The following is a 19,325-nucleotide window of genomic DNA, read 5'->3' as shown; positions in this document are numbered from 1 at the left end:
GATACTTCTATTTCTAGAGGTTAAAATGAGCCGGAAGAATGAATGATTCAAAGGAAGAGATCTCAACAAAAAGAATAGTTTATCTATCGATTATACTTTTCATATTGCCAATTATAAGTTCCTTTTTGTTGGTTACTAGTATAAATGAACTAAACTTTGATCATACAATTGCTAATTACTTGTTTCCTGTACTCTATTTAGCCATCGCTTTTGTTTTTATTAAGCGGATTACAAAAAGTATTTCAGTATTTATCAGTGCTCTTTTGCTTTATTCAATAGTTAGTTGGTTTTTATATGCTTTTTGTGGCTTTTACTGGTCTGCATTACTATACGAGATCTATTTATAACCATGCTAAATTTTCAAAACATAACCCCAGTACTTCCAGCGAATGATGTTAAAGCCGAAATCAAATTCTTCGAGCAACTGGGCTTCGTGAATGTGTATGATTCCTTGAGGTATTCGAACAAACTTGACTATGCAGTATTAGCTAGAGATCAACAAGCTATCCATATTCAATTTCAGTTTGAGGAAGACATGCCCTCCAAAAATGCTGCTCAACAAATAAAGATTTGGGTAGCGGATCTGGACGCCCTTCAGACAGAGTTTGAAGAAAAGGGACTGGAAATCAAGCGCCGGGATAACACCCCATGGGGTACCAATGAGTTTGGTTTTTACTCCCCGGCACATAATGCCATTATTTTTGTACAGGATTTACATTAGTACTCAATGTCATCCTGAGCATACTTACGAAGGATCTTAGCGGATCATTAGCCGACAAGATTCTTCGGCTGTAGCCTCAGAATGACTAAATAGATAAAACCACTCATCTCTCCTATCAAACCACTCGTCCATTTAATCCACCCTTGATCTTCAACCCCATCACATCCTGGTTTCATCCTTATAAGTTTGGTTCGATTAATAAACCAAACCATTCATCAAATGAAACCTTATTTAGTATTATTGATTCTTTTTGTAGTTGGCTCTCAGGTTGTGTTTGCACAATCAGAAGAGCGCAAGGGCTCCATCTCCGGATTAATAGTGGATGCCCAAACCCTTGAACCTCTTATCGGGGTAAATGTACTTATTGAAAAAACACAAACCGGAGCCGCCTCCGATCTTGATGGTAAATTCTCCATCCCTGATGTAGATGCAGGTATATATAATCTGGTTGTTCGATATTTAGGTTTCGAAACCAAAACCATTCCGGATGTAATTGTGGGCTCCAACAGAGACCAATACCTGGAGATAAAACTTGTTCCATCTACTATTCAAGGGGAAGAAATCACTGTTTCATCTGGTTACTTCTCTGAGACCAGGTCAGATGGAATAGGGCGCGTTTCCTTTTCTCCCGAAGAACTACGTAGATCGCCAGGAGCCGCCCAGGATTTGGGGAGAGTATTGAATGCACTTCCAAGTGTGGTTTCTCTGGGCGAAACCAGCCAGGATTTATTAGTTCGAGGCGGAAGCCCTTCAGAAAACGGAAACTATATCGATAACATCCCATTGCCTAATATCCGACACTTCCGTACGCAAGGTGGCCAGTCTGCTGGTCCATTAGGAATTGTAAATACAGAATTAGTTTCTGATATCGAGTTCTCTGCAGGTGGGTTTTCTTCAAAATATGGAAACCATCTTTCTTCCGTATCGGATATCAGCTACCGTGATGGAAACTCAGAACGTTTTCGAGGAGAGCTAGGGGTTAATATGGCTGGATTTGTCGTTAACCTGGATGGCCCACTTTCTGAAAAAACCAGTTATCTGGTCTCCGCGAGAAGAAGCTATCTTGACCTAATAGCAGATGCTATTGATGCTGGGGGAGCACCTTCTTTTGCTGATGGTCAGTTTAAGCTCACTCATAACCTCGATAAAAAGAATAAGCTTACCTTCTTGAATATTTATGGCACTAGCTTATTTGAAAATGACCTTGAAGAAGCCTTTGATGAGGGTTTTCCGGATGCCATCAGTAACGAGAATACACAAAATACCACCGGCGTAAACTGGAGACACCTTTGGAACTCGGGTTATACTAATACCTCCCTCTCCTATTCATTTAGAGATCAAAATCAGCTACTCACGGATGTACTTACTTCTGAAACCTCCACCGATTTAGATGCCCGTGAAGCTATGGTTGCACTTAGATCAATAAGCTATTTCCGACTTACTCCCAGTCAATCCGTGGAGTTTGGAGTAGAGGTTCAGGCGGAGCAAAACGATTTCGATTACTTTATTGCAGCAGAAAGAAATCAATCTGGTGAAAACCAACCTGACTTTTCCAGAAACGACGAGGTAAATGGGACATTAAGTTCTGCTTTTGCATCCTACTCTCTTCAAGTAACCGACCAGCTTTCTACTACTTTTGGTGCGAGAGCTACTTATAACTCTTATAATGAAGATGTAAACCTAGCCCCAAGATTCAATTCTCGTTACCAGCTTAGTGATCGCTTAGGATTAAACGTTGCCGCCGGAATCTATTACCAGGCTGTACCCAGATACTTGATTTCTCAAAATGCGAATCTGGCCGATTTAAAAAGTACAAGAGCTGATCATATTATTGCAGGAATCGACTACTTATTAAGCAATGACACAAAGCTAACTATCGATGTTTATAACAAAGAATACAGAAATGCTCCTGTTCTCCCTGAAGTAAACTCCATTGGAGATAGAAGCTATGTTCTGGATGCGTTTTCTCAATTCTATAATACGTTAGAAGATGATGGACGAGCATATTCCCGTGGTGTAGAAGTATTGATCCAGAAAAAACTAGCCGTAGATTTCTATGGAATGGTTTCTGCCTCCTTTTTCCGAACCAGATATGAGGATTATACCGGAACCTGGCAGGATCGGGAATATGATAACCAGTACCTGTTTAGTGTAATCGGAGGATACCGTCCCAATGATCTTTGGGAAGTAAGTGTACGTTGGAGTTTACTGGGAGGGCGTGCATATACTCCTATAGATGCCACTGAATCTGCTAATGGAAACTCAGAAGTATTAGATGTTGCCAGGTTTAATGAGGAGCGTTATCCAGCCTATCATTCTCTTTATACCCGCGTGGACAGACGCTTCTTCATGAAGAAAACCAACCTTGTAGTATTCCTCGAAGTTTGGAATGCTTATAACCAGTCCAATGTAGAAACAGACTTTTGGAACGTTAGAACTCAGCAAATAGATCGGTCTACACAGTTTAACTTGTTACCGGTTAGTGGTGTGAAGTTTGAATTCTAGTCCTTTTTTCGGATCATTTTCCCATGGCTCAAAACAAAAAGCATATTCCTGTCGAAATTCCTGACAACTTTCTAAAGATGCTGTTTGGGCTATGGGTATTTTTTACCCTCTCTTTAGGGGCAACAAGTACCTGGGTATTCACAAGCCTCTACACCTCAGCGGCGGATGTAGAAAAATGGTGGGACGGATTTCTCTATTCCAGCATTTACTCCGCATTATTTCTTACTCTTTTTGGCATGACCTGGCGCTGGCTTCTCGTGAAATTCCCACTTCAAAAACCCAGAGCCTTGTTCTTTCATGGAATTGCTCAGTCCATTAATTCAATCATTGGTTTTGGATCAGGTTTCTTTATTACCGAAGCTATTCACAACCTTGCCTATTCAGGAGCTCACGTACCTGATGAGAAATCAGGTATAGGCCTAACAGTAATTGCCTTATTCTGCCTGATTGGAATATTACTGACCAATGGCCTGTTTTATGCCTCCGCTTATATGCGACGATCTGTTGAGGCAGAACGGCGAAGAACAGAATCGGAATTAAGTGCACTTCGCGCTCAGATTAACCCTCATTTTTTATTTAATTCGCTGAATTCTATCGCCGCTTTAATTCGCATTTCTCCTTCTGAAGCTGAATCAGTTACCGAAGACCTTGCTGATGTATTCAGATATACCCTTAGAGCCAGTGAACATCCTCTTGTACCTCTTAAAGATGAGCTGGAGATTATAAATCTGTATTTAAATATTGAAAAAGCGAGATTTAAAGATCGGATTGAAATAGATATTGATGTACCAGAAAGTCTGTTTTCTGTCCAAGTCCCAGTACTAACCCTTCAACCATTGCTAGAGAACTCCATCAAGCATGGAGTAAGTAAGAAAGAGGGTGCACATACCATTCGCCTTGAAATAAAGACGGTCGGAGAATACATACAATTGACGGTTAGCGACACTGGTCCGGGTTTCCCACATCACGATTTTCAACGATTGCTTGAAAATGGCACAGGACTATCCAATGTATTTCACCGGTTGAAGCTACATTTTAGTGATGATGTTGATGCTGCGTTATCTAATAATTCGTTGATCTTGCGCTTTCCGATTCAACACACCAAACCAAGCACTCGCTTCAAAGAACCTTCTTCATTAAAAGATGAACGCATTTTTAGTTGACGACGAACCCCTGGCCAGAGACCGTCTACGTTCTCTGTTAGAACACTCAAGTGAATTTATCAGGATAATGGGTGAATCGGGTACTGCTTCCGAAGCCATTGAACTCATTAATACTCATAAGCCCGAAGTGGTTTTTCTGGATATCCAAATGCCAGGCCTTGATGGATTTGATGTCGTATCCTTACTCGAAAAACCCCGGCCTTATATTGTATTTGTTACCGCCTATGATCAATATGCCATTAAGGCTTTTGATGTTCATGCCCTCGACTACCTGACAAAACCAGTCCGCTTGGAACGTCTTCAGCAATGTTTGAACCGACTAAAAGATATCTCAGACCTAAAACAGGAACAGGCAGGTGCTCTAGAAAAAGCCCTGAAAGATCAACAGGAAAAACCTCTGCACGTAATTACCGCAAAAAAGGGTCGAGGCATACATGTGCTAAATCTGGATGACATTCTGTATATAGAAGCCACGGAAAAACTGCTGTACGCTCATACTCCTGATAACAAATACCGTGTAGATGGAACTCTAGATCATTTAGAGAAAAGGCTCCAAGATGGACGATTTGTCCGTTCTCACCGTTCATTTTTGGTCAACGTAAAACATGTGACCGAGTTGATTCCCTGGTTCTCAGGAACGTATGAGCTCAAGCTTTCCAATAATGCCCCGGTTCCCGTTTCTAGAAGACGGGTTAAAGAAGTAAAAACACAGCTTGGCGCCTAAAGCTGATTTGTTTTCGAAAGTTACCAGTAATATTATGGCTCAAAATAAAATAGCCCGCCATGAAAAAAATTGCTCTCATCCTTTCAACCTGTTTTCTTTCGATTACTCTACAGGCACAAACCTATTACCCCGGAACATGGGGGAACTGGGAAAAGAAAACGCCTGAAGAGCTTGGCCTAGATCCTGATTCCATCCAAAGCGCTGTTGAATATGCACAGGCAATGGAGACGTCCAACCCAAGAAACATGGAAGTGAATCACTATCAAACCTTTGGCCGTGAGCCTTTTGGAGATGGGATAGGACCATTTAAAGAAAGAGGTGATCAAACCGGAATCATCATAAAAAACGGGTACATCATAGCAGAATGGGGAGAGCCCTATCGGGTAGATATGACCCATAGCGTTGCAAAAACTGTTCTCTCAACAACGGTTGGCCTTGCTTATGACAAAGGATTAATCAGAGATGTACATGATAAAGTTGGCCCCTATATGGCCCCCATTCACTTGATGGAGTTTGATGCAAATGAACCAAAAACTGAAGAGTTTGGAGAGTCTAAGTTTATTGAGCCGTTTACAGGAGAACATAATTCAAAAATCACCTGGAATCACTTGCTTCGTCAAACTTCAGACTGGGAAGGAACACTGTTCGGTAAACCGGACTGGGCAGACCGACCAACTGGAGACCGCTCAACCTGGATGACACGTGAAAGAAATGAACCTGGAACTGTTTATGAATACAATGATGTAAGAGTAAACCTTCTTGCGCTGGCCACTCTTAATGTATTCAGAGAGCCCTTACCTCAGATATTCAGAGAGAACGTGATGAACAAGATTGGCGGATCGCCTACCTGGCGCTGGTATGGGTATGAAACTTCTTGGGTGGTAATAGATGGACGACCTATCCAAAGTGTAAGCGGTGGAGGCCATTGGGGAGGTGGAGTATATATTAGTGCGAGAGATCAGGCCCGCCTGGGTTACTTACTACTTAGAAATGGAGAATGGAATGGAGAACAAATCATTTCTGAGGAGTGGTTGGAAATGGCTCGAACTCCAACAGAAGCAAACCCTGGCTATGGCTTTATGAATTTCTTTCTAAATGGAAACCAGGAAGGCCTACCAAGTGCACCTGAAACTTCTGTCCGACATCTTGGTGCAGGTACCAATATGGTGTATGTGGATTATGAGAATGACCTTGTAATTGTCGCGCGCTGGATTAGGGGCTCAGCAATGGACGGAATTGTTCGGCGGGTACTTAATGCCCATAAATAGGCGTTAGGTATTCCTAATATATCCCATTTATAATTAGATAAGTACTTCATTCGGAGTATTTTAATTTTGATGAGCAGTACAACGGGTAAAACGGCCATAGTATTTGGAGCCACGGGTTTAGTCGGATCACACCTTCTTCAGCTTTTGCTTTCTGATGACAGGTATGAGAAAGTTTTGGTTTTTCATCGGCGCTCAATAGGCGTTACTCATCCAAAGCTAACCGAACACACCAGTCGATTTGAAGAGATCAATGTTTGGAAGCACTTGATTCAGGGAGATGAACTTTATTCTGCGCTTGGTACTACTTTAAAGAAAGCAGGGACTAAAAGAGCCCAATTCAGAGTAGATTATGATCATCAATTTAATGTAGCAGAAGCGGCAGCAGCTAATGGCGTTTCTTCCTATTGCCTCATCTCTTCAGTTGGAGCTACCCGACAGTCAAAAAACTTCTATCTCAATATGAAGGGCCAGCTCGATAACGCTGTAAAACAATTAGCCTTTAAGAAAATATGCATCCTACGCCCTTCTTTTCTTGATGGTAATAGAAAGGAAAAACGGACTAAGGAAAAAATGGGGCTAGCTGCCTTTAATCTGGTTTCGTTAATACCTGGAATCAGAAAATACCGACCTATTCATGCCCATCAAGTAGCTGAGGCTATGATCAATGCTTTGAACCAGCAAAATACAAAAGACATGTATGAAGCTGACGAAATTTTTGAGCTGTTAAAATAGCTCCCTTTTTACCTTCCTTTCTTTTTAGGGTACAAGAGTTTTAGAGCAATTTCCGAAAACTATTTGGCTTAATCTCCGTTTCCTAGCTATGAAAAATTCTTTCCTCTGTCTCGCACTAACGCTCTTTGCAAGTACAGATGTCTTTTCCCGTCAGTTATCTAAATTGGAGCTGAACCTCTCGGCTGATACCTATTTCGTAGCTAGAGATCAGTTTTCCTATTTCATATTAGCACAAACTTTTGAAGTTCAGTACAATCAGGACGCCACACCCCGAACTCATCCATCTTTGGGACTGAGATATTTTATAACCGATAGGCTTAGCCTGAAATCCGGACTTCGATACTATGATTTCGGACATAAATCGGATCGTTTTCAAATCAACCTTACACCCCCAGCTATACAGTCCTCACATCGTTACAAGGCCCACTTCTTAAGCATTCCAATTGGTGCTGATTTCCGATTCATAAACCGGAAATTCTTTAGTTATGTTGGTGCCTCTATGCTTATGGACATCTACTTTGGTGAGACTTCTGATGAACCTGAATTTGAGAGTATTGACGGGTTGGATTGGAGAACTATTAACGCAAGTGCTTTCGCTAATCTTGGACTGGGTTACCAGTTTTCAGAAACATTTAGCTTTAGCATTGAACCCTATGCTACGATCCCATTGCATGATTATATGATCGAAGAAGATTTCTTCTCCGTTCGGGATATAAAACCCTTTCGTCTTGGTCTTCAGGCTGGCTTAAACTATAGATTTCAATAAGTAGATTTATCACTTACTTTCTTGGCAATCAAAAAGTAATACTCCCTTATGAAGTCTTCCTTATTCCTTCTTTCTCTATTTATTACTGTTGATGTAATTGCCCAGGATTATAGCCAATCAATCCAACAAGCGGATTCTATTGTTCAAGCATTTGTAGAAAGCACTTCATTGCCAGGCATGAGTATTTCTGTATTCCACGAAGATGAGATGGTTTGGTCGAAAGGTTATGGTTATGCTGATGTTCAAAATCAAATCCCAGTTGATCCATCATTAACTAAGTTCCGCATTGGAAGTGTTTCCAAATCTCTTACTGCCGCAGGAATGGGGGTACTTATGCAGGGTGGTAAACTGGATCCCGATGAACTTATTCAAACCTATGTACCACACTTCCCTGAAAAAGAATACCCAATAACGGTGAAACAAGTAGCAGGGCATTTAGCAGGAATCCGGCACTACCGAGGAAATGAGTTCATGAGTAATACACTCTATGAAACGGTTGATAAAGGTCTCGAGATTTTTAAAGATGACCCTCTTCTTTTTGAGCCTGGTACCCGGTACCAATATTCAAGTTATGGATGGAATTTAATTAGTGCTGTTATTGCAGGTGCTTCAGGGGAGGAGTTTCTTCCTTTTATGAAAGAAATGGTTTTTGATCCAAACGGAATGAATAATACCGTTCCCGAATGGAGTAACCGAGACATTCCGAATCTGACAAAGTTTTATGTGTTGGGTACTTATGGAAATATGGAAGCCGATGCGGTTGACAACAGTTATAAATGGGCCGGCGGTGGTTTTGTTGGAACCACTGAAGATCTTATTCGATTTGGGATAGGTATGATGGATTATGAGTTCATTAATGAATCCGTCCAGGAAGAGCTAATGTTTCCGCAGGAGACAAGTGACGGACGGAGTACTAATTATGGAATGGGGTGGCGGTTCATTGAAAACAACGGGCGTTTCTGGGTCGGTCATTCCGGAGGATCCGTTGGTGGCTCAACCATGTTCCTGATCAATAAACAGGATCGTTTTATCATTGCTTATGCCATAAACCGCTCAAGCGTGGGATTTGATAACCTTCACTTTAAAGTAGCAGAAGCATTTCTTGAGTGATGACTTATTCTGAAATCAATGCTCTGAAAAAGTGCATTATTGAAAATGACCTTACTTTTGAAGCAATCTCCCCTAAAAGGCTGGACGTAAATTTCCATTATGATGAAGAAGTTAAAATGCGTTTCGGGGATCAGGAATTCATTATACCAGTTGATAATGAATACAGTTTTGTTGAGCTAAATAATCCGGTGGTTTTTCTTCATCTTATTTTGGAAGAAATAGAGTATATAGAAGACTCGAAAGATCTTTATGAATGGACAGGAAATATGATACAACTTACCTATGATGAAAAAATCGTTGCATTGTATAATGGATTAAAAGAAGTCGCTCCTCAAATACGAGCCATTGTAGGCAAAGAAGTTAGGGCCATTCCCCATTTTGATATTGAGCTTAATACAGGTTTAGCAAAAGCACTTAGAGCAGCTCATTTATGAAAACTCCTAAACATTGGAATGATTACGAACTCCTTGATTTTGGCGATTGCAGAAAGCTAGAGCGGTTTGGTTCGCTATTTGTAGACCGACCTGAACCATCGGCTTTGGTAGGCTCTTCACAAGAGACTAAAAAATGGAGTTCAACCAGTTTGTATTTCAATGAAGAAAAAGGGCAAAAAGGTAATTGGAATAAACAAGTAGAGGATTTTACTATTGAATATCCTTTCAAGGAGCATTCTTTAAAATTTTGGCTGAGCCAGGGCACTTTTAAACATCTTGGTGTGTTTCCTGAACAAGCTGTGAATTGGGAGTTTCTTGCTACGAGAATTGAGGCTATGACCCGTTCCGGGATTACCCCAAAAGTTCTTAACCTTTTTGCTTATACAGGTGGTGCAAGCATGGCGGCGGCTCTTTCCGGTGCAAAAGTCACCCATGTCGATTCCTCGAAAAGTGTGGTTAATTGGGCCAGAAAAAATGCGGAATTAAATGGATTGGATACCATTCGATGGATTGTTGAGGATGCAAGGAGTCTTGTGGAAAAATCCATTCGTAGAGGAGACGTCTACCATGGTATTATTATGGATCCGCCGATTTTTGGAATGGGTTCGAAAGGTAAAAATTGGAAGTTAAACCGCGACCTTGCTCAATTAATAGAAAACAGTCTCAAGATCCTGGACCATAAGCATCGGTTCTTCGTTCTAAATACCTATTCTCCCCAGCTTCCCAAAAATAAACTTGACCAACTTTTAAAAAGCATCCCAGGATTTCCGTCTCAATTCGAGAGTGTATTCCTGGGGTTGAAAAGCAGTAACGGAAAAGAGCTTAGCTTAGGAAACCTGATCCGGTTTTGAAGGGATGATAGTTCGATATAGGATTTATCGAGGTCAATCATGTATCCTATAAATGGTCATCCCGGACTTGATCCGGGATCTGTGGGGATTGATTCGTTGATAAAGCGACGCTTTTTTTATGATTTTACCCCTACAGATCCTGAAACAAGTTCAGGATGACTAAATGGGAGATTTAGTTACTTAGTTTCTCTTTTGAACTTCAATTCTTTCAACTTCTGGCAAGTCTTCTTCTCTGATCTCCATAACTATACTATCCAAAATGCTGAACTTTAAATGGGCTGGTTGCTCATTGTATTTAGCTGCTTTATCTCGAAGAATTTGTAACCTGCTAACGTCAAGGTTTGACGCTACTTCAACTACTTCAATAATCGGTTTGCCAAGTTCATTATATGCTACGCGAGCACTTCCTTCAAATGAACTGTTTTCATGCAAATACTTATCAATGTTGAAAGCAATTACCGAATCAGGAGTACTGGAATCCAGCACAATATTCAGGCTATGAAGTGCTGCTTCATAAAGAGGGCGTTCTACTTCTTCCTCCATAGAAAATACATTGATGGATTCGAATGAGAACATAGATTGAAGTTCATTTCTTTTTTGGGTCGCCTCATCTATATCAGCTTCAGGAAGAACAAGTATGATTTCTTTGTGGGAGTCACTTTTACCTGCTTTTTCTTTGGCTTCCTTTGAATCGTCTTCAGCCTCGTAGATCACGTCATTGAGGATAATCTGGTTCATATCAATGGTTCTTGACTTGGAAAGTATATTAGTAATCTCAGCTCCTTCAGCTTCTACTATTCCAACGATCATATATCCGAGTTCTTCTTCTTGCTGAACAGGCATAGTGCAAGCAACAAGTACTAACATTAGTGCCACGAAGGATGCAGCAATTTTATAAATAGGTCTCATTTTTCTGGGAGTTTTATGGTTTTGATCTAACCAGTTCCCCAGCTCTTCTAAAGAGTGTTCGTGAGTATGCTGCTTAAATTGATTGAGTTCGTCTTTTAAGTTCATAGCATCACCCCATTGAGTTGATTTCTTTGATGATGGTTGAGGTTTCATGGTAAAGATCCTTGAATGGTTTCTGTTTGCTTGAGGTGATAGACTTGGGTATCACCCTTCCATCTCCTTCTAATTGCTCCATGATTTCCTTCAACTTTTTCCGGGTACGACTTAACCGGGATTTTACTGTCGATTCGCTTTTTTCGTTTTGCAGGTGAGTGATTTCCTTTATGGAAAACCCGCCTATCTCGAAAAGCAGCAAGGCTGCCCGTTCTTTTTTCTCGAGTCTGGATAGTACACCAATCAAGAGTTGATGATCTTCGAAAAAATTGTCTTCAAACACCTGAAAGGCTTCTTTTCCATCTTCGGATGAAAGCGACACAAACCTGTTCCAAAACGGTCGGCGAACAGCATCGTAAAAACTTCGGGTAACTATCTGAAAAATCCAGCTTCTGAAGCGCTTTGAGTCCCTTAATGAACTAATGTTTTCATAGGCCTTTAACAACGATTGTTGAAGTACATCTTCAGCTTCAGCTTTTGATGAGCCTGAGCACAAAGCCCGGCAATAATTCACCAGATCATTGTAGTGCGGTTTCAGTAATTGAATAAAATCAGAATGTGACACAGAATGCATATTAGAATTCATGGTTGCGCGCAATCACCAATAAGACTGAAACGGGTTATCAAAAGTCGCAGGGGTTAAAAATATTTTCTTGTGAGCTGTCTAGTAGCAGCAAATAATTCTTTTCGGGTACTATTTACAATTTTTAATAGTTCTTAGTGCATGCTTTAAGCCATTGAACGGTCTTAACTAAATCTCTAGGGTTATTATGAAAACTGTTACTATCTGCCTTTTTGCAATACTTACCTCATCAGCGATACTTGCCCAACAACCTGGTATTCTACAAATACTAAATGAAGAAGCAGAGATAAGGCTTGAGTCTCTGGAAATAGAAATAGTAGTAATAGGCAATATAGCCCGCACTACTGCAAAGATGACTTTTTATAACCCTAATGACCGGGTACTTGAGGGAGAACTTCGTTTTCCTTTAGCCGATAATCAAAATGTGTATCGCTTTGCAATGGATGTTAATGGGAAACTCAGAGAGGGAGTGGTCGTTGAAAAAAACCTTGGGCAAAAGGCTTTTGAAGGTGTAGTGCGACAAATCATCGATCCTGGTTTGCTTGAAAAAACAACCGGCAACAACTATAAAGCACGAGTATATCCTATACCTGCAAAAGGCAGAAAATCTGTGCTAATAGGATATGAAGAAGAGTTAAATACAAAGCTTCCTGTTTATCAATTTGTGTCTTCTTTTGGTACAGTAGAGAATTTTCGGATTAGAGTAGAGGTAAGTAATCAAGAGCTATCTCCAAACTTACTCAACAACGACTTGGTTAACTTTCAGTTTGAGAAATGGAGAAGCTCATATATAGCTGAGAAAAAACTGCATAATTTTCTAGCTGATGGAATCTTGAGTTTTGAAATTCCCGCCACTGATAGCGAAAGGGTTTTTCGAGAAGCTTCAACTAATGGTGAGGATTATTTCTACCTGCTAACTGATATCGAAAGCATTAATAAAGAGAAGCCAAAACCTGCTTCAATTGCAGTTTTATGGGATGCTTCGAAATCCCTATTTGATAGAAATATAGAACTTGAGCTAGAACTACTTCAAAACTACCTGGAACATCTATCTGAGGTAAAAGTGCATTTTTTAAGTTTTAGTAATCAACTTCACCAAACTAAGGAACTCGAAATAGTGAATGGTAAGTCGGATAGATTACTAAAAGAGATAAAAAAAATAACTTATGATGGGGGTACCAGTTATTCTAGTATTCCCTTTAGTACTGTTAACGCGGATGAAATACTGTTTTTTACGGATGGTCTACCAAATCTTGATAAATTGATTCATCTGCCTATTAGCAAGCCGACTTATATTATTTCCTCTTCTACCTCAAATGATGCTAATTACTCAAAAAATTTAGCTGAAAAAAACGGAGGAAGCTTTATTAATCTCTTGAGTACTCCATATAGCGAGGCTTTTAAGATTCTTACAACTACACCTCACTATTTTTTAGGAGCCGAATATGATTCTTTATTTATCAAGGAATTATATCCCAATACCCCTACTTTGATACAAGAGTACCAGGGTTTTTCTGTAGCTGGGTTAATACAGTCAGGTATCGAAGGAAAAGTAACGCTTAATTTTGGCTCTGGGGGTAACATTACTGAACGAAAAGAAATTATAATCTCTCGGTCTTCAAACAACAGTGGGGTTAAAAGATTATGGGCGAACAAAAAAATAACTGCTCAATTGTCTAACCCAGATCATAAAAAAGAAGAGATAATAGCTTTCGCAAAAGAGCATCAAATAATCACCCAATATACTTCCTTAATTGTTCTGGATAGAATCGAAGACTATGTACGATACGAAATTGAACCTCCAGGTGAACTAAAAGCAGAGTATGAAGAACTTCTAAGTAAAAAACCTGAGGAGATTCCGTTATCAAAAAAGAAAATAATTGAACGTGCTTTACAGGATTTCGACCAATCTATTTCCTGGTGGAAGCAGGAAAAGAAAGATTCAAAAACAGAGTCCCCACCTAATAGAACCGTAAGTGACCAATCTAGATTTCGCCGCTCCGTTGAAACGATAGATACAACTATTTTTAATCAAACAGTTACCGGTCGGATTATTGATACAGACGGTGAAGTTGTACCAGGAGCAAATATTGTAATAAAGGGTACATCCGTTGGCACTTCTTCCAATGAGAATGGTTTTTATGGGATCAATGCTCGTCCAAACGATTATCTAGTTGTTACTTTTATTGGATATCAAACAAAAGAAGTATTAGTGAACGATACTTTTAATGGTGAAATAATCCTGGATTTTGGAGTTGTTAGTTCGAATGAATTGGTTGTATCGGGTTATTCACCAATTGCGAGAAGAGAATTAACTGGTAGCATTGTTGAAGCTAGAGTAGCATCAGAAACTACTGATTTATATCTGGATCGCGATTCGATTGAAGAATATTCTGAAGCAAACTCGAGCCTTAGCATTATAACAGAGAGTTGGAATGAAAATGAACCCTATATCGAAGCTTTAAAGAAGACTTCGAAGAAGAATCGATACAGAGAGTATTTGTCATTACGAGAAAATTATGGCTCTGCGCCAAGCTTTTACCTAAGCGTTGGAACTTTTTTTCTTGAAGAAAATGAGACGGAGATTGGCCTTAAGGTTTTATCAAACCTCGCAGAATTAAATATTGAAAACCATGAACTTTTAAAAACGTTAGCCAATAAATATCAAGAATTAGGCGAGTTTGAAAAAAGCATATTCTTACTTAAAAAAATATTGAATATAAGATCCTTTGAACCTCAATCTAAAAGAGATCTGGCATTAGCATACGAAGCTAACAAAGAGTACCAAAAAGCAGTCGATCTGCTTTACGAGATCATTACGCATGACTGGGATATGGCTACAACTCCTCCTCAATTCAAGACTACAGTATTACATGAGATGAATTCCATAATTGCCAGAATTGATACACTTGACCTTTCAGAGATAGATCTTGAATTGATCGTTCACCTTCCTGTTGATATTCGAATCATTCTTACATGGAATGTTATGGACACAGATTTAGACCTATGGGTTACTGAGCCAAACGGAGAAAAATGTTCTTACAATAATCTCCTAACCAAACTTGGAGGAAAGTTAACATACGACAACACCTCTGGATATGGTCCGGAAGAATACCTTCTAAAGAAGGCATCTCCTGGTGAGTATAAAGTTGAGGTAGATTTTTTTGACGACCGGGTTCAAAAAGTCTCCGGCCCAATTTCCCTCCAAGTTGCTATTTACACAAACTATGGCTCAAAGAATCAACAGGTCAAAAAATTTACACGTCAGCTTAAAGAGCCTAAAGATATAATTGAAATTGGTTCTATTGTCTGGGAATGATATAAGTACACTTTGTAAATACAGGAGATTACAATCGCTCAGCCTCTTTAGATAGTAAGATATAATCTTGTATCAACTACTCCCTTTCCCTTCTCTAGAGGACTAGATAAGATTAGCTTTGCTTTTTTAACCGGGCTCACCGGATTCTCTTTCTACTAAGCCTTATACCACAGCCAGTGCGGTAACCGGTAGCCATGGCTGGTTATTGTGATCTTACCTGGATTTTTCCTCAAACTTGCTGATCAGGATTTGTTGTTCCTCCTCTGATAATAAATCAATCGCGTCTTCTGCTCCGTGTACTTCCTCAGACCACCAATCATATTTACCTTCGCGCCCATCCGAAGCAGTGATGAAATCCACATAATCCAGGTCACCCGTATCTACAAAAATTTGAATGATGTAACCTTCACAATTGAATCGAATACTCGTGGTGTACTTATCCGCCCAAATGAATGAGGGTTCGAACTTGAAATCATATTTACCTTCGATGATTCCTTTTAAGACTTGAACAGCTTCCTTAGGTGGGATTATTTCTTGTTTATTATCAGCCATCACTTACAATTATATCGTTAACACAAAAGTTGCCAAATAATGTTAATCGATGCAATAATCAGCCATTTTGCTTTTACCTTTGGTAAGGAAGGTAAATTATATACTCACTCAACTTCGAATCAGATGTTTATGAATGGTATGATATAATCTTGTATCAACTACTCCCTTTCCCTTCTCTAGCGGAATAGATAAAAGTAGCTTTCCTTCTTTAGCCTTAAAGTAAAATGGTGGAGCAGTAAGGTTAATACCACTTAGCTTTTTTAGCCGTGTTCCCTGCCCTGAAATAATATCCTTGTTGGGCTCAAATTCACCATCGGGTATGTGCTCTGTAACAATCACATACTTATAACCCGCCAGTTTTTTTACTACCTGGTGAACTTCTTTGTTGGAGATATGCTGAAGCACCTGCTTAAGTATCACACAGTCTGCTGCTGGTAAATCATCCGTGGCTATATCCAGACAGTGAAACTCTAAATTCTCTGCTTCAAACAGTTTCTTATTCCTTTGGATTAGTTCCGGTACAATATCAACAGCCACATACTTTTTAGTATGCTGAATAAGCTGTTTGCCCACATTGAAATCACCACAACCTAAATCACAAACGGTTATTGGAGTCTCAAATGAAGTAAGGAATTCTGAAACAATTTCTACATAAGGCTCTACTAACCCTGGTAAATGCGACCCTTCCCCAGAATAGAAGTCATGAGATTCACCACCCCAAAGATACTCACTATAAACCTGTGCCATAGCCGCTTTTGTCGGCCAGGGTTTCTTTACTCTTTTCGCTTCTCTTTGTGGTTCAGTCATACCTTACTTCGATACTATATCATATCCAAATCAAAACTCCGACTCTATCGGATAAGAAGAGTCTTCGTAATTCCGTCGTGCCAGATATAATTTATTACTTATACGCTTAGCTAATCCCGGAGGGGAAAGTACTTTCATGGATTCCCCAAAGCCCAGGATTTCTCGTTCCAGTTCGAAATTAAATTGAACATGAATAGAAATTATTATCCCATCCTTTACTTTTCTAACGAGCTGCTGAGAATGATGAAGTGGCTTTGTAAGCACATATGGAGCATTTCCCCGGTCTACAAAGATCATAACTTCTCGCGGTCTCATATTTGGACTCGTAGTTACTCCAATTACATGCCGGTAAAAATCCTGTGGATTTAAATTCAACGACAAATACTTTTTGTCTTCCAAAACTTTAATCTCCTGAATGCGATCAAGCGCGAGATTTAATGGATGTGCATCTCTACTCTTACCTCCAACTACAAACCATCGATTCCGATACTCCTTTAAAAACTGAGGGTGAAATTCTAATTCATTGGCTTTTCGGGCACGAAATGATTGGTAAGTAATTGCCAGAACACTTTTATTTAAAATCGCCTGGTACAAATCATCCAGATGATGAAGTCCTCGTAACCCTTCATTTTTTTCAAAATCAATAATTGATCTCGAATTCGGTTGGCTTCGGTATACTTTATTCTCCAGTTTTTTGATCATTCCGTCCATGTCTTCGAAATGGGAAAAACCTTTGAACTGCTTAAGTATCTCTACGACTTCATTTAAGGTTCCTATATCCTGCTCAGTAAGTGGAATATTTGTGATTGTATATTCAGGATCTGAATAGGAATAATACTTCTTCCGCTCTACGATAATCGGAGCATTATATCCTAGCTTGTCCGATCTCATTATTTGAATATCTGACTGAACTGTTCTTCGGCTTACCCCTTTATCAATACCTTCATATTCATATAAAGCCTCAGAGCATCTCTCTATTAAATCTTCCAGAGTCCATAATCTTTGCCTGTTTCTTAAGCAATTATCAATAGTCCTGTAACGAATTAAAGCATTTCTATTTACCGGCATTCAATCTTTTTTAAAAAAAATAGAAAAAAAAATTTGCTGCGCAAAAAGACTGCGCAGTTCTCTTTTATCATTGTCTCGTAATTAAAAATGCAATCAAAAAAGATCATGAAATTCAATGTACTAAATAGAAAGAGAAAGCAGGTCCTCAACTATGAGGGGGAGAGGGCAATAAGGCTCTCTCCCAAGATGGAGCTTTACTCTGCAGTAGTTACTGCTGGTTTGGGTAATCCTTTCTATACCTCGGAAAAAAGTCGGATTGAGAGAATCAGATCATTGATTGCTCAAGTCGACCCTATATTTGTTGCTAAACTGGCTGTTTATGCCCGTACAAAAATGCATCTTCGTTCCATTCCTTTGGTTTTGGTTACCGAACTTGCTCGTGTACATCAAGGCGATAGCCTGGTTAGTAATACTGTATCCAAGGTTATCCAAAGAGCAGATGAAATTACTGAGCTTTTGGCTTGCTATGCAGCAGCCAACGAACGTACAGGGTTCAAGAAATTAAATAAACTATCTAAGCAGGTACAAAAAGGCCTGGGAAGTTCATTCAACAAATTTGATGAGTATCAATTTGCAAAGTATGACCGCCCGGCTGAAATCACACTTAGAGATGCATTGTTCCTGGTTCGTCCAAAAGCTGAATCAGAAGAGAAACAGTCTCTATTCGATAAAATCGCTGATAAAAATTTAGCTACTCCATACACGTGGGAAGTAGAGCTTTCTATGCTTGGCACAAAGAGATTTGCGTCAAAAAGCGAAAAAGAACTTGCTTTCAGAAACAAGTGGGAAGAGTTAATTGAAAGCGGCAAAATCGGATATATGGCTCTTATGCGAAACTTGAGGAATATTCTTGAGGCTGAAGTAGGTAAGGAATCTATTAAAACTGTTGTAGATCGTTTGAGCTCTCCAGGAGAAGTTGAACGCTCCAGGCAGCTACCTTTTAGGTTATTGTCCGCTTACCGGGAAATCGAGAAAGTAAAAAGTGAATATGCTTCCTATATCCTGGATAGCCTTGAGGTTGCAGCGATGCACTCTACAGCTAACCTAAAAGGGTTTGGCTTAAATACAAGAGTAGTAATTGCGTGCGATGTTTCCGGCTCCATGTTTTACCCAATTTCCAAAAATAGCTCTATCCAACTTTATGATGTTGGTTTGCTTCTTGGAATGTTGATGAACATGAGGAGTAAAAACGTGATTACTGGAATTTTCGGAGATTCGTGGAAGCAGGTCAACTTACCTTCTACCAATGTTCTAGCAAATACCCAGAAACTTAACCGAATCGAAGGTTCAGTTGGGTATGCCACAAATGGATATAAAGTGATCAAATCACTAATCAAAAATCGAAAAGTAGTTGATAAAGTGATGCTGTTTACTGACTGCCAGATGTGGGATACACGTGGAAGAAAAAACTCTTTCTCCACTTTGTGGAAAGAGTATAAAGCTTCCATCGCACCAAGTGCTAAACTGTATTTGTTTGACCTTGCAGGCTATGGAAATACTCCGCTTCGAATTGAAAATAGTGATGTATTTCTAGTCGCTGGATGGTCTGATAAAATATTTGATGTTTTGAATGCGCTTGAAGAAGGTGATTCTACGCTTTCAGAAATTAAGCGCATGGAATTATAAAAGCTCCGGCCTCAGAGCCGGGGCAAATTTCGGA

General features: G+C 39.7%; 18 protein-coding genes. 13 read left to right on the top strand and 5 right to left on the bottom strand.

All coding sequences use genetic code 11. The annotated features are described in order from the left end of the window. Positions 1-38 precede the first annotated feature (38 nt). From ED557_10635 to ED557_10585, 11 genes are all read left to right on the top strand, one after another. Positions 39-347, top strand: coding sequence for a hypothetical protein (locus ED557_10635; protein RNC83159.1), 309 nt, complete (start codon positions 39-41; stop codon positions 345-347). 2 nt (positions 348-349) lie between these two features. Then, complete coding sequence (locus ED557_10630; protein RNC83158.1) at positions 350-721, top strand: hypothetical protein; 372 nt, start codon at positions 350-352, stop codon at positions 719-721. A gap of 219 nt (positions 722-940) precedes the next feature. Beyond that, positions 941-3,226 (top strand): TonB-dependent receptor, encoded by a 2,286-nt coding sequence (locus ED557_10625; GenBank protein RNC83157.1) that lies wholly within the window; start codon positions 941-943, stop codon positions 3,224-3,226. Positions 3,227-3,249: 23 nt separating this feature from the next. Further along, positions 3,250-4,389, top strand: coding sequence for a hypothetical protein (locus ED557_10620; protein RNC83156.1), 1,140 nt, complete (start codon positions 3,250-3,252; stop codon positions 4,387-4,389). Further along, entirely contained in the window at positions 4,370-5,113 is a 744-nt protein-coding gene (locus ED557_10615; GenBank protein RNC83155.1) for a DNA-binding response regulator, read from the top strand. Before ED557_10620 ends, ED557_10615 begins: the two co-directional genes overlap by 20 nt. 59 nt (positions 5,114-5,172) lie before the next feature. Beyond that, positions 5,173-6,381, top strand: a complete 1,209-nt coding sequence (locus tag ED557_10610; GenBank protein ID RNC83154.1) for a class C beta-lactamase-related serine hydrolase — start codon at positions 5,173-5,175, stop codon at positions 6,379-6,381. Between the two features lie 69 nt (positions 6,382-6,450). Next, positions 6,451-7,113, top strand: coding sequence for an NAD-dependent epimerase/dehydratase family protein (locus ED557_10605; GenBank protein RNC83153.1), 663 nt, complete (start codon positions 6,451-6,453; stop codon positions 7,111-7,113). An 88-nt stretch (positions 7,114-7,201) separates the two neighbouring features. Beyond that, positions 7,202-7,879: a hypothetical protein gene (locus ED557_10600; GenBank protein ID RNC83152.1), complete on the top strand. Its 678-nt coding sequence runs from the start codon at positions 7,202-7,204 to the stop codon at positions 7,877-7,879. A 48-nt stretch (positions 7,880-7,927) separates the two neighbouring features. Beyond that, a complete protein-coding gene (locus ED557_10595; protein RNC83151.1) occupies positions 7,928-8,989 on the top strand; it encodes a class A beta-lactamase-related serine hydrolase in 1,062 nt (353 codons plus the stop codon). Beyond that, entirely contained in the window at positions 8,989-9,423 is a 435-nt protein-coding gene (locus ED557_10590; GenBank protein ID RNC83150.1) for a hypothetical protein, read from the top strand. Before ED557_10595 ends, ED557_10590 begins: the two co-directional genes overlap by 1 nt. Continuing rightward, on the top strand, positions 9,420-10,274 hold the full coding sequence (locus ED557_10585; protein ID RNC83149.1) for an oxidoreductase: 855 nt from the start codon (positions 9,420-9,422) through the stop codon (positions 10,272-10,274). The genes ED557_10590 and ED557_10585 overlap by 4 nt, the downstream gene beginning before the upstream one ends. 180 nt (positions 10,275-10,454) lie before the next feature. Here ED557_10585 and ED557_10580 read toward each other — a convergent pair whose 3' ends face one another. Together ED557_10580 and ED557_10575 are read right to left on the bottom strand one after the other, a co-directional pair. Next, on the bottom strand, positions 10,455-11,288 hold the full coding sequence (locus ED557_10580; GenBank protein ID RNC83148.1) for a hypothetical protein: 834 nt from the start codon (positions 11,286-11,288) through the stop codon (positions 10,455-10,457). Between the two features lie 4 nt (positions 11,289-11,292). After that, positions 11,293-11,922: an RNA polymerase sigma factor gene (locus ED557_10575; protein ID RNC83147.1), complete on the bottom strand. Its 630-nt coding sequence runs from the start codon at positions 11,920-11,922 to the stop codon at positions 11,293-11,295. A gap of 184 nt (positions 11,923-12,106) precedes the next feature. Here ED557_10575 and ED557_10570 point away from each other — a divergent pair, with 184 nt between their 5' ends. Next, entirely contained in the window at positions 12,107-15,238 is a 3,132-nt protein-coding gene (locus ED557_10570) for a DUF2135 domain-containing protein (protein ID RNC83146.1), read from the top strand. Between the two features lie 213 nt (positions 15,239-15,451). Here the strand turns inward: ED557_10570 and ED557_10565 are convergent, their stop codons facing one another. The 3 genes from ED557_10565 to ED557_10555 all read right to left on the bottom strand — a co-directional run bounded on the left by ED557_10565 (position 15,452) and on the right by ED557_10555 (position 17,665). Beyond that, complete coding sequence (locus ED557_10565) at positions 15,452-15,790, bottom strand: hypothetical protein (protein ID RNC83145.1); 339 nt, start codon at positions 15,788-15,790, stop codon at positions 15,452-15,454. A gap of 108 nt (positions 15,791-15,898) precedes the next feature. Further along, positions 15,899-16,597, bottom strand: a complete 699-nt coding sequence (locus tag ED557_10560) for a class I SAM-dependent methyltransferase (GenBank protein RNC83144.1) — start codon at positions 16,595-16,597, stop codon at positions 15,899-15,901. Between the two features lie 30 nt (positions 16,598-16,627). Then, entirely contained in the window at positions 16,628-17,665 is a 1,038-nt protein-coding gene (locus ED557_10555; GenBank protein ID RNC83143.1) for a WYL domain-containing protein, read from the bottom strand. A gap of 105 nt (positions 17,666-17,770) precedes the next feature. On the opposite strand from ED557_10555, the gene ED557_10550 reads away from it, so the two are divergent. Further along, positions 17,771-19,291 (top strand): TROVE domain-containing protein, encoded by a 1,521-nt coding sequence (locus tag ED557_10550; protein ID RNC83142.1) that lies wholly within the window; start codon positions 17,771-17,773, stop codon positions 19,289-19,291. Positions 19,292-19,325 lie beyond the last annotated feature (34 nt).

Source organism: Balneola sp., assembly GCA_003712055.1.
Lineage (GTDB): Bacteria > Bacteroidota > Rhodothermia > Balneolales > Balneolaceae > RHLJ01.
This window is presented reverse-complemented; position numbering and strand designations above follow the sequence as displayed.